Genomic DNA, 14,434 nt, shown 5'->3' with positions numbered 1-14,434 from the left:
AGAAATTTTTGAGAAAATTCTGATTTTAACTGCAGTCATATCTATTTTTGTAATGTTGACCCCTGCAAATGCAGCAGAATGCTGTTCTAATGACCTTGAAGATTACATTAAATGGGAAAACCATGGCAGTGGAGATATAAAATGGGGTAAAACTGATACTGTTAATGTAGATGATACTAGATACATTATAAAAGCTGATGATTTCAATGAACAGAAAGATGCTGTAGCTCTATCCATTTCAAAAAATGATACAGTTAAACATAAAATCCTCTATGATGACGGAGGCAATAAAAGCTGGTTCCATTGGGACTACAAGATAAAGTTTAAATTAACAGATATCAGTACAAATTCTAAGGATACATCTATTGCACATATTAAATATTTTAAAGGAATAAAAAGAAAACCTTCGTTGGATGTTGAGATAAAACCCAATTCTGAAAAAATTGAGGATTTAAGTGTTTCTTCCGACCAATATATGCCTGATAGGGAAAAAACCATCAATGTGAACGTGAAAAATGATGGTGAAGTGTGCATAGAAGAAGTCGAACTGGATGTGAATATTAACGGGTTTAAACTGGTGAAAAAAAACGATTTTAGAGTGGTTAACGGGAAATTACATAATTATCTTGGGTGTATTAAAAAAGGTGAAGTAAAATCCTTTAATTTCAGTGTTGAAGGTCCCTCCTGGGACAGGAAAACTTCTCCCTACAAAATTAGCCAGAATATCACGGCATCAGCATCAGGAATTGATTTTTTTAATGAAAAACACAATGCAGATAAGACTGCAACTTTTTCATGTATAGGTACAGAACCTGATTTAAAAGCTACTAATTCACTATCCGTAATAAATACAGATTCTCCCAATAAAATCAACATGAGCCCATGGTACTATCCAGATGCAAGATGGTTTAAGCCCTATGAATACATTGTTTACAATGCAGGTGTTTATAATAACGGGTTCTATCCTGTCAAAAATGTCAGTATAACCGAACCATCCATACCGGACGGGCTCATTATAACCAAAGTCTACAAGAAGGACAAGCCTGATGTAATAACCAGAGATGACCCCTACACTCTAAGCTACGAGTTAAAACCCAAAAAACCCGGGACATACACTATCAAAGGTCTAAAGTACAAAAAGGACTTTTACGGCGAAATTTTTTCATCGGATGCCAAAAACTTGAAAATCAAAGTCCATGGGGCTCATGTAACTCTGGAAAAAAATGTGAAAAAACATGATAAAGGTTCATATAAGGTAGAGCTACAGGTCAAAAACAGTGGAGACAGGGGAGCTTGGATTAACCTTACAGATACCATTCCTGATGATGCCGGTTATGTTAAAAAAAGTGCTGACAAGAGTATAGAAGGTAGCAATCTGCCGTTGAATGAGTGGGAACTCGATGTCAGCAAAACCAATAAATCTCACTTTATAAAGGTAAATGGTGTTGTGCTGCCTCCTGAAAAACATTTTAAGATGTCCTATCAGATAAAACCTGACTGTGATAATTTCGACCTACCCTATGCAAAAGTTGAGTTCAAGGATACAAACGGTCATAATGCTGTTGTCCGGTCTAATCTTTACAAGTCAGGAAACAGGGTAAACCAGCAATGGAACTACTCATCAAAGGAATGGGATGTTGAAAAGTTATCAAAGGACAGCAGCAATTCCGATGGTAAGGACACCTCTGATACAACTACATCAGACACTACTTCTGGTGAGGCATCAACAACAACCAACAATTCAAGTTCCGGATTCATGGGTATCTCCAAATCATTTGGACAAATCATGAACCCGGATTCTTCAATCTTTATCGGTATTTTGGCAGTAATTCTACTAAGTATGGTTTCAGGAGCATCCTATCTATTTATGAGAAAGTCGTCAAAGTCGCTAAAAGATATCCTGAATCTGAAGAAAAATAAGGATGAAAGTAGTGATAAAGGTCCTCTGAAATTCAAGGCTTTTATAGCAACAATTTTCCTTATTGTAACAGTAGTTGTTACCTATATACTTGCGAATGTCTATTCACTGGTAACAGGGTTATCGTTCAATATACTGGATTTCAAAGGGCTATTGATAACCTTCTTTTTGTTCATAGCTGCAGCAGGCATGGGGTTAACGGTAATCAATACCCTGATAAAACACGGAAACGTGTCCAAAAACCTGCAGAGAAGTCCAGAAAGCAGTTATGATGAATCCGATAATTATGATTCAAAAGAATAATTTTATTTTTGAAGTTATAATTAATATATAGGTATTCGACAGCAAACCATACTTTCTATATCTTTGAAATTAAATGTATAAAATTTTAGATATATATAGATATTATAGACTTTGATTCTATATATACATCCATTGTAAAATCATTATATAGAATGCTGAGCATTGTAGGTAATAGAGCGACCTGAACAATCCCCAATAGGTCGCTCACTATCCACTACCTCAAACAAAGGAGAATGAGGGTGAACCAATACATGTCTATAGAAGCAATAAAAGAAAAACTTAACGGTCTTTTTGAAAACAACGAAGGTGTTTCACCAATCGTAGCAACACTCGTCCTCGTTGTAGTCGCAATCGCAGGTGCTGCAGCAGTAGGATCAATGATGGGAACTTTCTCAGACGATGTATCAGACGATGCAGATACTGGAGACATGACAAAGAAATCCAGTACGACACTCAACATCCAGGGCAGTACCACTGTCGCACCTGTATCAGAAGCAGCCGCTGAAGCTTACATGGAAAATAACCCAGTCGAGATATCCGTCTCCGGCGGTGGATCCGGTGCAGGAGTTTCCGGTGCTGAAATGGGAACATGCGACATCGGTGCTTCATCACACAAAGTCGACCTTGATGACCATTCAGAACTCCAGGAGCACGTAATCGGTGCCAGCGCTGTTTCATTCATTGCCAGCGAAGATGTATCCGTAAGTGAAGGTGATACACTTACCAAACAGGACTTGAAAGACCTCTACAAGGATGTAAAGGATGATGGTACCATCCCCAATGGTGACCTAGGCGACTACAATTTAACTACCGACTCTGATGAAGATCTCAGTGTATACCAGAGAGACAAGGAAAGTGGTACTGAAGAAACTGCATCCGGCTGGATTACCGATGGAAGCAGTAAATCATTCTTCGACGAAACCAACGCAACTGGAAAAATCGGTAACCCAGGTGTACTGAAAGCTGTAGAAGATACAGAATGTTCACTTGGATTTGTTGACTATGGATTTGTTGCTGACAGCACCTCTGCCAGTGCACTTGATGTTGACGGATATAAAGCTGACACAGAAGCAATCAAAAACACACTCAGCGATACCTCAACCGATTATCCAGAAGACCTGACAAGATACCTTGTCTATCTGACAAACGGTGAACCAACTCCACAAGCAGAAGAGTTCATCAACTTCGTGAAGAGCTCAGAGTCCTACGAATACTTTGACGAAATGGGCTACTTCCCAATAGGAGAACTCCAGTAAACATACTGTAAGTTTATGCCCTGAAAGGGCATAACCCTTTTTTATTTTTGAAAAAAGCGAACAGATGACCATGGACTGGAAAAATATCGACTCAGAGATAACTGATTTTTTACCGGATTTAAAAAACATCAAATCAAAAATTCCTCATGCATCACTTCTTATTTGCAGTATTTTAACACTTGCTATCATTTTCACATTCATCGGATTTATATTCTACATCGCCTATCCTACCTTCGAGTCACAGGGGCTAATCGGGTTCATCACAGGTACAGAATGGAGCTACGAGGAAAGCAACTATGGCATCTGGATATTTATAATGGGTACTCTGATAGTAACTGCAATGACCCTTGTTCTTGCCGTACCTATATCAGTATTCACAGCCATCTATCTCTCTGAGTTTGCATCCAGAAAACTCGCATCCAGAATCAGACCATTTATAGAACTTCTTGTAGGGATTCCATCGGTTGTATACGGTATTTTCGGGCTCTATGTACTTGAAGGTCTGTTCAGATCCCATATAGACCCTGCCATTGACAGTGTTCTTGGTTTCATTCCAATATTTAATGATGTCACAACAAAATCAGGTGAAGGTGTATTACTGGCGTCTACTGTTCTTGCGATAATGATACTTCCCACTGTAACATCCATAACAGAAGATGCTGTACGATCGGTGCCTTCTGCTTACAGGGATGCCGCCTATGCTCTTGGAGCTACCCATTGGGAGGCAATAAGCAGGGTTGTTGTCCCGAGTGCATCAAACGGTATAGTTACAGGTGTGGTTCTTGGTATGATGAGAGCAGTTGGAGAAACCATGGCAATCGTGATGCTGATGGGCAACATACAGGTAATTCCTACTTCTATATTTGGATACGGTTATGCAATGACATCCAAGATTTTGAACGATATTACCTTCTACATTGCGGAACCCGAACCAAGAAGCGCACTTTTTGCCATCGGTGCTGTACTTTTTGCTCTTGAAATGTTGCTTGTAGGTGTGGCAAGAGTAATTGGAGGTGTAGGTGGTAACAAATGAAACCAAAACTGAACAGAAGAAACATCAAGGACAGGATGTTTAAAGGTGTAACTTTTTTCTCCATATTGGCAGTACTGGGCGTCCTGTTTGGGATAATAATAAAGATTTTCCTTGAAGGCTGGTGGCACCTGACACCATATTTCATATTCACATCCGAAGCACAGCATCCTGGACTCGGTGGAGCCATCGGCAATGCTGTAGTGGGAACATTGATGCTTGCTGTATTCTCTACTGTGCTCGCCACCCCCTTTGCAGTGGGAACTGCCATCTATCTGAAAAAATACGTTAAAAACGAACGCATTAAACGGTATTTCAGTTTCTTTATCGATGTACTGTCAGGGACGCCTTCCATTGTGCTGGGAATCTTTGGTTTATTGTTCTTCGCCTATTACCTGAGATTTGTAACCAATGGCCTGTCCCTTATCTCTGCAGTTGTTGCACTTGCAATTCTCATACTGCCGGTAATCGAACGTGCAACAGAAGAAGCAATCGATACTGTACCAACAGAGCTTGAAGATGCAAGTTATGCACTCGGTGCCAGTAAGTGGAACACCATAAAGGGCGTCACTATACCCTATGCCACTGACGGTATATTGACCGGTATAGTTCTCAGTGCAGGACGTGCAGCCGAAGAGTCTGCAGTTGTAATTCTTACCGCAGGTTACACCCAGTTCATGCCTAAACTTGACATTGTTCATTCTGATGAACTGATTTTTGGTTCGTCTTTCCTGCCGTTCCATGAAAGTGTTGCTGCTCTTCCTATTACAATATACAATGCTTTCAGATACCCGCATATGATATCACCATCTGAGGGGTTTGCAGCTTCATTTGTAATAATCGTCATAGTGATTCTTATCAACGCAGGTGCCAGAATGATTGCTGCCTGGCACAGGAAATAATTGCCGGAGGACTTTGTATTGGTTGACCTGAACCTGAAGAAAGTGGTTAAAAGAGATTCGACCCCCGAATCCGAAGAAGCAGAAGATACAGAACCTCTACAAGAGAAACAGGAAGAGGTTCAGGAACAAGAGGAAACTGGCAATTATTCAGAAAATGAGGAAAATGCGGCTGATATTGCAGAAAAGGATAAAAAATCCAGTTTTAATATAATTAAAAAGATCCAGCAGATATTCAAATCAAGTTCTAAAGAAGCTGTAGATCCGGGATTTGATGTCGGAGAAATATCTGAACCGAAAATGGGTGAGCATTTCAAAGATGTGGATGTAACTTATGAAGTTGAACCACCGTTCCAGTATGCACATATTTATTATAACGGTGAGGAGATTGTCTATGAAGCACTGGAACCTCCGATGAGTGAAGGAGAACAGAAAAGTCTCAACATTATTGAAAACGCCTTTGAAAAGATGAGCCATTCAGAAATGCTGCTGATGGGTGATGAAAGACGGGAAGATGTTCTGAAAAGGCGTTATGAACTGCTGTTAAATATTTATCAGATGAAACTTAGTGAGTTCCAGAAAGAAAAATTGTTCTACTATCTGCTGAAAAAATACACCGGATTTGGGTTGATAGATATCCTTATGAAAGACCCGTATATAGAGGATATTAACTGTAATGGTCCAGGTGTCGCAGTTTACATCAACCATCGGATGTACGGCTCGACAAAAACAAACCTTATTTTCAACGAAGTCGATCTCAATAATTTTGTATTGCAGATGGCACAGTCTGCCGGACAGCACATCTCCATACTTGAACCGATAAAGGATGTTACACTTACTGACGGAAGCCGTGCCAATCTCACTCTCGGTAAAGAGGTTACTAGAAGAGGTTCAACGTTCACTATCAGACGTTTCAAAACCAATCCGGTTTCTGCAGTCGATTTGGTTAACTACGGAACCTTTGATTCAAAAGTACTGGCGTTCCTCTGGCTGATACTTGAATACAAAAGGTCTATACTGGCAGCAGGTGGTACTGCATCAGGTAAGACTACCACCCTTAATGCACTCGGAGCGTTCATACCTCCGGAATATAAGATAGTTTCAATCGAAGATACCCCTGAATTGAACCTTATGCATCCAAACTGGACTCAATCTGTCACAAGAGCCGGTTTCGGAGGAGATACCGGTCAAGACGGTAAAGCACCTGGAGATATCGAACTTTATGACCTGCTTGCAGCAGCACTGAGACAGCGTCCTGAGTACATCGTTGTGGGGGAGGTTAGAGGTTCTGAAGCAGGTACACTGTTCCAGGCAATTTCAGTAGGACATCCTGCACTAGGAACCATCCACTCTGGGTCGATAAAAGAACTTGTTTCAAGAGTGGAATCAAAACCCATGGAAGTACCACGTAACCTGTTTGCCAGTCTGGACGCAGTTATCTTCAACTCCATGATAAAAGTAGGAGAACACTTCCTTAGAAGAGCGGTTCGTATCGTGGAAATCATCGAAGTGGATCCAGATACCAGACACATAATCACAAATCCTGCCTATAGATGGGACCCGTCCAGTGATACCTTTGAATTCAGTGGATACAGTGCTCTTCTTGAACAGATAAAGGAAGAATATGGTCTTGATGATGAATATATCTCAAAGGAAATCGAAAACCGGTCAAATTTACTCGAATCACTGGCAGAAAAAGGGGTTACTGATTATGAAACTGTATCCAGTGAAATACGCAGGTATCTCAGAGAAAAAGATGAGATGATGGAAGAGTTAACCAGAGAGAAAACTCTAACTGGAGAGTATGAAGAATGAATGATTCGAATAAAGGAGAAATAATAAATACCGAGTTGAAGGGCTTCAACAGGTTAATAGAACGCTACAAGTTATTCTGCTATTCTCTGGGACGTTTTTTTGATGAGTCACCGCCACAGGACCTGGCCAAACAGCTATATCAGGCGGATTTTGACATTACACCGGGAATGTATATGTCGCTTGCAGGAGTGACATCAATCATTGCTGCCGGTGCTATATTTACTATATCGCTTCCAGTATTTCAGTTTTTATCGATGTCTTCAATCTATTCATTTATAATCTCCATACTCACCTTTGGGCTCAGTCTCGGTGGATTCCCCTTTACCCTCTACAACAAGATTTCTGCCAAAAAGATGGACGTGGAATATCAACTGCCCTACGCACTTAGCTATATGTCGGTAATTGCAAGTTCCGGGTCTCCTCCTATAGAAGTATTGAGAAGGATTTCAGTCGAGGACTATGGAGGGGTATCCTCAGAATTTGCTAAAGTTATCTACAGGGTGGATGTACTGGGTGAAGATGGTAATACCGCCATGAGCCACCTTATACAAAATACTCCGTCTGAACTTTTCAGAGGTATCTGCATTGATATCGCAAATAGTATCCAGTCGGGAGGAGGTTTTCGCACATATCTGGATATGAAATCAAAAGAACTCATTTCAATGAGATGGGAAACACAGAAACAGTTTGTTGAGTCGCTTTCTGTTTATGGAGAAGGTTACCTCAGCGGTGTCATCATGAGCGTTGTACTTGTTGTTCTCATGATAGTAGTTGCCAGTGCACTCGGTCTTGAACTGGGAATGGATGCACGTGTACTTTTTAATACTTTTGTTTACGGTCTGGTGCCGCTTATCAATATCGTATTTCTTGTCCTTCTATGGATGAAATATTCAGGGAGTTCAGCATGAATTTGGAAGGATTCAGGATACAAATAGAAAGATATTCACAGATGTTAAAGCTCAGGTTTGACATAAAACGTGAATATTTTACTATATTAATGCCTGCGGTAATAGCTATAGGTATTGTTATATGGGCTATTATTACAGGTCACACCTTCTCCTTTAAAAACAACCCTGTATTGAAAAAAGACGACCTTGACCATATACTTGTATATGCTGTACTCGTGGGCATAATACCATATTCCATAGACACCTTCCTGCAGAAAAAAATCCAAAAAAGAAGGGAATCATCATTCAGTGACTTTCTTTTCAAATTATCTGAATTGCTGCGTGGCGGAATCGACCCTGTTAAAGGTGTAATCAACCTTTCAAAAAGTGATCTTGGACCCATAACAAAAAACGTCAGGGATGCATCAGCGTCAATGGTTCTTGGATATTCTTTTGAAAGTTCGATGAACAGGATGGCAGAATCATTGAACAGTAAATTGATCAAACGCTACATAGACATCATTGTTCAGGCAGCATATACAGGAGGAGCAGTAGCAGACCTGCTGTTCAGGACATCTGAAGACATGAGGGCTGTCATTGGAATCGAAAGAGATAAAGAAGCAAACCTGAAGCAGTACATAATCATATTTTACCTTGCCCAGGGTATCATGATAATGCTTGCATTTATCCTGTCTGATACACTTCTCCCGATGATTCAGGATACAGGGTTGCAAATGCTTAGTGGAAAAAGCACCATCTCTGAGATTAACTTCTCACGCGGATTTTTCCATATGATCATATTGAACGGGTTCTTTGGCGGACTTGTTATAGGTATGATTACTGAAGGGGAAATAAAACATGGGTTCAAACATTCTGCAGTACTACTTATTATAAGTTATCTTGCCTGTACAGCTTTTATACTACCTACCGGTGGTGGAGGTGTTCAAATTGAGGTTGTATCAGGCGGCGGACAGACTGCATCACCTGGTGTTCCGCCTGAAAAACCAATTGTATTCAATGTAACTGACAGCAAAGACAAACCATTGAAAGGTACCAATGTGGATATCACAATGTCACCTGAAGGTGTTATTTCAGGTAATAAAACCAATGAAAGTGGTCTGGTAGCTGTGCGACCTATTCCACCTACGGCAGGAGAAAGAATCGAGGGGGAATTTACAATAAATGCAACTGTAGGCAGTGCGATGAATAGTACCAATCTTACAGTAGTAAAACCAGATTCAGATTGATTTTTATAATCTAACTATTTATCCAATTCTTTCTCTTGTATCGATTGTTATACCGGTTGGAGTCACATTGAATGGTATCATCTTATTAAATGGTGGGACTCCCCTCATTTTTGGGATATTAATGTATCTGTTTACTTTATTTCCGGAATATTCTGTTCTGAATTGGATAATCCCGTCCACCATTGAGCGCATGACATTTTCGACCCGGTTGTGCATTATACCCATATCAGATAGCAGTAAAAAAGTTGTTCCGTTGCTTCTAACTGCATCTATAAAAGAATTTATGGTATCTACCATTGTATGAACATCCGCTTCTATGAAAAGTGATGAGAAGGTATCTATTATACAGATATCGACATCCAACATACCCTGCATATGAGGATGAAGTATCTGTGAAACACTCTGGTTGTTATACTTGCGGAGCACATATAGTAAAGCATTCTGGTCGTTAAAATCTCCCAGTACATTGAATTTTTCTGAATATCCGTCCAATCCAATTGATGACATTTGCTCGAAGATATCCTCTTTGGAACGTTTTGTAGAAATGTACATTACATCTTTACTTTCTTTGGTAGCGTTGTGTCCAATAATTTGAACAAAAGTACTTTTAACACTACCCAAATCTTCTTCAACCAGCAGTACGTCATTTTCTGGGAGTTTCTTCAAACCTATGCTTGGTAATAAAGTCATTGTTACTCCAAATGTTTATTATAACTTAAGTTTTTTGCAGAAAAATGATTTCTATATAATAATTATTGGCTATATATATTAGGTAGAAAAGTTATATATTACCCTCATCACATGCTAGATAACGATGATATCTACTCGAGCCAAATTTATTTTTCACGATGAAAACGGTGTATCAGCTGTATTTGGTACACTTTTGCTTATACTTATTACAATAATGGTAGCATCAAGTATCGCATATATGTTATCATCAACCCAGGAAGAGATGATGGAAAGACAGAGCCACATATCAAATGTGGAAAACGAAAAACTGGAAATACTTTCTATAAAACCTTCAGGAAATTCGACTCACTGGGATTCAATCGATTTTACAATAGCCAACCTTAATACCAAAGATTCGTATATCAATGGGTTAAGTCTTAATGAAAGATACACTAAAAACTACATGATTAAGGATGGGGGCGGAAATCTTATATCATCTAACGGTTATCCGGAAATATATAGCTACAATGACAGGGTCAGAGTACCAGCTAAAGGCAGCAAAAAAATCTGTTTGAACCTGTCTGACATCACAATAAACAAAACAGAAACCTTTGATCTAAATGGTTGGAGCGATTACGATAAAAATTATACGTATTCCCTATCTAAACATCCACTGACGGCTTATTCTGATGTAGATTACTCTGTAGAGGTATATGATGAAAATAATACCTATATAGAATATGATGATTATACAATGGACTATGAATCAGGCGAGATTACAATTATCAAGTCAGGCGACATGGGTCCATTACATAATGAAACCATTGATACATCTGGATGGAATGATAATGTTAATCGTACCTATACACTCAACCATCCGCCTATTAAATCAAATGAAGAAGTCTTTAATTCTACCAACGACTCGAAGATTATTCCTTCAAATAATTACACAATGGATTACGGAAATGGAAATATAACCCTTATCGGCAGCGATTACGGCGGGAATATGACAAACAGCAGTAATTATTATATTAAATATATGAAAAACAACACTAAATATAATATTACCTATACTGTAAATTTTGATACATTTACACCTCCATATCCAGTAACAAAAGCTGAACCAATGAAATTGGGTATAATGACCTCATTGACAAATCATTTTGAACGGTCATTCTCTCCGCCTGTGCCTCTTGCAAACGTGCAGTTTAAAACCGAACATCTGATTGGACCTAACGGAAGTGAATCATACAACAATTATTTAGTACTGGATGCATCCGAATCCTTTGATACTAATGGTTCCATAACAGGTTACAAATGGGCTGTATGGAACAATTCTTCAGAAATAATCTATGATTACAATCTGACAGGTTTGACGGCAAGACCTACGAAACTAAATCTATCAGATGCCAAAAACGTCAAAATAGATTTGCAAGTAACTGATAACAATGGGATGGTATCAAAACTTAGTCAGAGGTCAGGTAACCTTACCATAAACAAATAATACAATTTCACTTCTTATTACCCTCTTTCAGAACATCTTTTCTGAATATACCCAGTTTATCGAATCCAATATATATTGTAACAATTATACTCAACATGACACTCATCACGGTAGTCACATAAATTGCTACCATTATTGCAATCTGGTACTCAATTGCTACGATTGGGCTTGAACCACCTAATATTTGTCCAGTCATCATTCCCGGAAGAAATACGATACCCACAGTAGACATGTTTGCAATTGTAGGTTTTATTGCAGAAATCATGCTTTTTCTTAGATAAGGTATAAGTGCCTCATGTTTTTGTGCACCCATGGATAAAGAATAGAGATATCTGTGCTCATTTCTTTTAATTTCACTTCTAAAATCATTGATACCTATTATATTTGCTCTTAATGAATTCCCCAGCACCATCCCACCGATGGGTATCAAATATCTTGCTTCAAAAAGGTTGGTTAAATCGATTACAAAATTGTTGAAATAAAATAGTACTGACAGATTTGTTATAGTAAATGACAGGAATAATGGTGTAAAAAGTTTACTCAATTTTATATCACAACTCTCTATAACAGAATGCGATGCAACTATAAGCATTAACATTATCCAGAACAGATTTAACAATGTATTGTTCAAATCAAAGATGAAAGTTAAAAAAATGCCGATAAAAGCAAGCTGCAGGGTCATTCTGGATATGCTTTTAAACGTTGACTTGATTAAATCCAGATTGAGCAAATAACTTATTGCAAGTGGTATAAGCAGCATTAAAAAGCAGAGAATAAGGGATGTGGTAGAAATATCATAAGCCTGCATATAAACTCGACCAAGTATTACAATTAGTAATATCCACTACCTTCACTCCATCACGTACCCATTCTTTATCATGAGATACAATAAAAACAGTCAAATTTTCATTTTCGAGGAAATAGTCTATAATTTTCTTTTTTAAATGAAAATCAAGTGCAGATGTAGGCTCATCAAGAAGGTAGATATATCTGTCAATTAACAGTGAAATTATTATGGCTATCCTTTGTTTTTCCCCACCAGACAAATCTTCAAAATCTTTATTAAGTATATCCCTTTTAAGATTGAATAGATTTAAAAAATAGTTGATTCTGCTATAATTCAAAGTAGTCCTATTAACCTGATATGATAGAATTACATTTATAAAATTGTCTACATTACCCTTACCAATGTCCAGTACCTGTGGTACATATGCCACCTTTTTCCTCATCTCCCACACAAGATTTTCATCTACTAACTCTTCCTGAAAATACAGGTTGCCCCGGGACTGTTGAGCGAAACCCAGTAATAATTTCATTAATGTAGATTTTCCTGTACCTGAATCCCCTTTTACAAGTATCTTTTCACCTTTAGTAATTGATAGATTAAAATCTGATATTATTTTTACACCATCATAGGATATATCAATCCCTTCGTATCTGATTATTTCCATATTTTCATGACCATCTTTATGAGATCTGGACTGGGTATTAACCTTGTTCAACTTTAATATTAGATTACAAGCAACTTACTTATTTCTTATCACTAAAATATATTGAGTCATATATAGTTTGATTAAAGCTTTTTTAAGAACCATTATGTATAAACCATAAATATTGGATGTTCATGGTGTAGTATTAAAACGAAGAAGAAGTAATAGCGTGGTCCATGGAGGAGTAACTGGTAACCAATTATTTGTAGGATCAACATGGATACTGGCTCACGCTATTTTTAATCCCTAAATTGTGTCTCCCTATATTTATAACTATACAAAGGATTTTATATATCTCTTTAAAGACTATTTATTTTACTCACTATATGTTAGGTCAAATTATTTTGCCAGCATTGTTTTTTAACTAAATATAACTTGGATATTTTATATATTAAATATATTCTATAGACATTAACTATATATTTATCTAAATTCTATTTTTCTAATGTGAACATGGGATTATCTCCCTTTTGGAAATATTATAGAATTCAATGCTTAATTTAAAATTTACATGGGATAGAAATGTTGGATAGTAACATAAAAGGAATTGTATTTGACTGCTACAATACACTGCTGGATATTAAAGCAAAAGAGGACAGTATAGGAACCTATGAAAGAGTAAGTAATTGGTTATTGTATAAAGGTGTCAGGATAAATCCAGTAGAACTCAAAAATAAGTACATAGGCAAAATACTGGATAGGTTTGATACTTCTGAACATGAACATCCTGAAATAAGGGTAGAGGATGTTTTTGCTGATATTTGTAGGGAAAACGCGTTCTGGGATATAGATGAAAGACGTCTCGGATTTGAAGCGGCTCAGATGTACAGGTCAGCAGCAGTTAGACATCTGGATGTATTTCCTCAAAGCTCAAAATTACTTGAAAATTTAAAACATATGCCTCTGTGTATTGTATCAAACGGTCAAAGGTCATTCTCAGAATTCGAATTAAAATTCCTTGGATTGTATGACTATTTCGACCACGTAATTTTTTCATCAGATTTTGGGTATAGAAAACCCGACACTCGCCTTTTCCAGACCGCTGTGGAACGGATGGGTTTACAGAGCTTGTCCAACAATCCTTAATTAAGATATAATATTTAACTGGTTAAGTTTTGTAGATTTTTGTTATTCTACAATACAATGATTGCTTTTCTATCAATCATTTGTATTATCCAGAATGTAGCCATATTTTCCTTAGATTAACAGCAGCACAAACCAAGTTAAATTCAGTTTTTACTGACGAACTCATTTCAAAACATGGTTTAAACCTTGTACCAGCATAACATAAAACATGCGATATTTAATAACCCTCTAAATACTGAATCCAATCTTTCGTATCTGCTGTCCAGTTTTCTGAGCCCCATTTTCAACCATGCAAAGAACCGTTCTATAGTAGTTCTCTTTTGATAAGAC

At 37.8% G+C, this 14,434-nt stretch carries 13 protein-coding genes; 9 read left to right on the top strand and 4 right to left on the bottom strand.

The annotated features are described in order from the left end of the window. From ACLFMM_RS06185 to ACLFMM_RS06155, 7 genes are all read left to right on the top strand, one after another. The coding region (locus ACLFMM_RS06185) for a hypothetical protein (RefSeq protein WP_410807846.1) at positions 1-2,221 on the top strand (2,221 nt) is incomplete at its 5' end. 251 nt (positions 2,222-2,472) lie between these two features. Next, positions 2,473-3,477, top strand: coding sequence for a substrate-binding domain-containing protein (locus ACLFMM_RS06180; protein ID WP_410807845.1), 1,005 nt, complete (start codon positions 2,473-2,475; stop codon positions 3,475-3,477). A gap of 70 nt (positions 3,478-3,547) precedes the next feature. Continuing rightward, positions 3,548-4,510 (top strand): phosphate ABC transporter permease subunit PstC, encoded by a 963-nt coding sequence (gene pstC / locus ACLFMM_RS06175; protein ID WP_410807844.1) that lies wholly within the window; start codon positions 3,548-3,550, stop codon positions 4,508-4,510. Beyond that, the gene (pstA, locus tag ACLFMM_RS06170) at positions 4,507-5,409 is read left to right on the top strand and encodes a phosphate ABC transporter permease PstA (RefSeq protein WP_410807843.1); all 903 of its coding nucleotides are present in this window, start codon (positions 4,507-4,509) and stop codon (positions 5,407-5,409) included. The genes pstC and pstA overlap by 4 nt, the downstream gene beginning before the upstream one ends. An 18-nt stretch (positions 5,410-5,427) precedes the next feature. Then, a complete protein-coding gene (locus tag ACLFMM_RS06165) occupies positions 5,428-7,221 on the top strand; it encodes a type II/IV secretion system ATPase subunit (protein ID WP_410807842.1) in 1,794 nt (597 codons plus the stop codon). Beyond that, a complete protein-coding gene (locus tag ACLFMM_RS06160; protein WP_410807841.1) occupies positions 7,218-8,129 on the top strand; it encodes a type II secretion system F family protein in 912 nt (303 codons plus the stop codon). Before ACLFMM_RS06165 ends, ACLFMM_RS06160 begins: the two co-directional genes overlap by 4 nt. Continuing rightward, positions 8,126-9,355 (top strand): type II secretion system F family protein, encoded by a 1,230-nt coding sequence (locus ACLFMM_RS06155; protein WP_410807840.1) that lies wholly within the window; start codon positions 8,126-8,128, stop codon positions 9,353-9,355. Before ACLFMM_RS06160 ends, ACLFMM_RS06155 begins: the two co-directional genes overlap by 4 nt. A gap of 18 nt (positions 9,356-9,373) precedes the next feature. Here the strand turns inward: ACLFMM_RS06155 and ACLFMM_RS06150 are convergent, their stop codons facing one another. Continuing rightward, the gene (locus tag ACLFMM_RS06150; protein ID WP_410807839.1) at positions 9,374-10,045 is read right to left on the bottom strand and encodes an RAD55 family ATPase; all 672 of its coding nucleotides are present in this window, start codon (positions 10,043-10,045) and stop codon (positions 9,374-9,376) included. Positions 10,046-10,169: 124 nt separating this feature from the next. Here ACLFMM_RS06150 and ACLFMM_RS06145 point away from each other — a divergent pair, with 124 nt between their 5' ends. Then, on the top strand, positions 10,170-11,528 hold the full coding sequence (locus ACLFMM_RS06145) for a hypothetical protein (RefSeq protein WP_410807838.1): 1,359 nt from the start codon (positions 10,170-10,172) through the stop codon (positions 11,526-11,528). Between the two features lie 7 nt (positions 11,529-11,535). Here the strand turns inward: ACLFMM_RS06145 and ACLFMM_RS06140 are convergent, their stop codons facing one another. Further along, a complete protein-coding gene (locus ACLFMM_RS06140; RefSeq protein ID WP_410807837.1) occupies positions 11,536-12,336 on the bottom strand; it encodes an ABC transporter permease in 801 nt (266 codons plus the stop codon). Further along, entirely contained in the window at positions 12,323-13,030 is a 708-nt protein-coding gene (locus ACLFMM_RS06135; RefSeq protein WP_410807836.1) for an ATP-binding cassette domain-containing protein, read from the bottom strand. The genes ACLFMM_RS06140 and ACLFMM_RS06135 overlap by 14 nt, the downstream gene beginning before the upstream one ends. A gap of 510 nt (positions 13,031-13,540) precedes the next feature. Between ACLFMM_RS06135 and ACLFMM_RS06130 the strand changes: the two genes are divergently transcribed. Further along, positions 13,541-14,104: an HAD family hydrolase gene (locus ACLFMM_RS06130; protein ID WP_410807835.1), complete on the top strand. Its 564-nt coding sequence runs from the start codon at positions 13,541-13,543 to the stop codon at positions 14,102-14,104. Positions 14,105-14,283: 179 nt separating this feature from the next. Here the strand turns inward: ACLFMM_RS06130 and ACLFMM_RS06125 are convergent. Beyond that, positions 14,284-14,434, bottom strand: a 151-nt coding sequence (locus ACLFMM_RS06125; RefSeq protein ID WP_410807847.1) for a transposase, incomplete at its 5' end; no start/stop codon positions are given.

The sequence above is a fragment of the Methanohalobium sp. genome (assembly GCF_046546175.1).
Classification (GTDB): domain Archaea; phylum Halobacteriota; class Methanosarcinia; order Methanosarcinales; family Methanosarcinaceae; genus Methanohalobium.
This window is presented reverse-complemented; position numbering and strand designations above follow the sequence as displayed.

Excerpts from the sequence above, each read along its gene's own strand:
- ACLFMM_RS06180 (WP_410807845.1), top strand. The coding sequence starts at position 2,473 with ATGTCTATAGAAGCAATAAAAGAAAAACTTAACGGTCTTTTTGAAAAC.
- pstC (WP_410807844.1), top strand. The coding sequence starts at position 3,548 with ATGGACTGGAAAAATATCGACTCAGAGATAACTGATTTTTTACCGGAT.
- pstA (WP_410807843.1), top strand. The coding sequence starts at position 4,507 with ATGAAACCAAAACTGAACAGAAGAAACATCAAGGACAGGATGTTTAAA.
- ACLFMM_RS06160 (WP_410807841.1), top strand. The coding sequence starts at position 7,218 with ATGAATGATTCGAATAAAGGAGAAATAATAAATACCGAGTTGAAGGGC.
- ACLFMM_RS06155 (WP_410807840.1), top strand. The coding sequence starts at position 8,126 with ATGAATTTGGAAGGATTCAGGATACAAATAGAAAGATATTCACAGATG.
- ACLFMM_RS06150 (WP_410807839.1), bottom strand. The coding sequence starts at position 10,045 with ATGACTTTATTACCAAGCATAGGTTTGAAGAAACTCCCAGAAAATGAC.
- ACLFMM_RS06145 (WP_410807838.1), top strand. The coding sequence starts at position 10,170 with ATGATATCTACTCGAGCCAAATTTATTTTTCACGATGAAAACGGTGTA.
- ACLFMM_RS06140 (WP_410807837.1), bottom strand. The coding sequence starts at position 12,336 with ATGCAGGCTTATGATATTTCTACCACATCCCTTATTCTCTGCTTTTTA.
- ACLFMM_RS06130 (WP_410807835.1), top strand. The coding sequence starts at position 13,541 with ATGTTGGATAGTAACATAAAAGGAATTGTATTTGACTGCTACAATACA.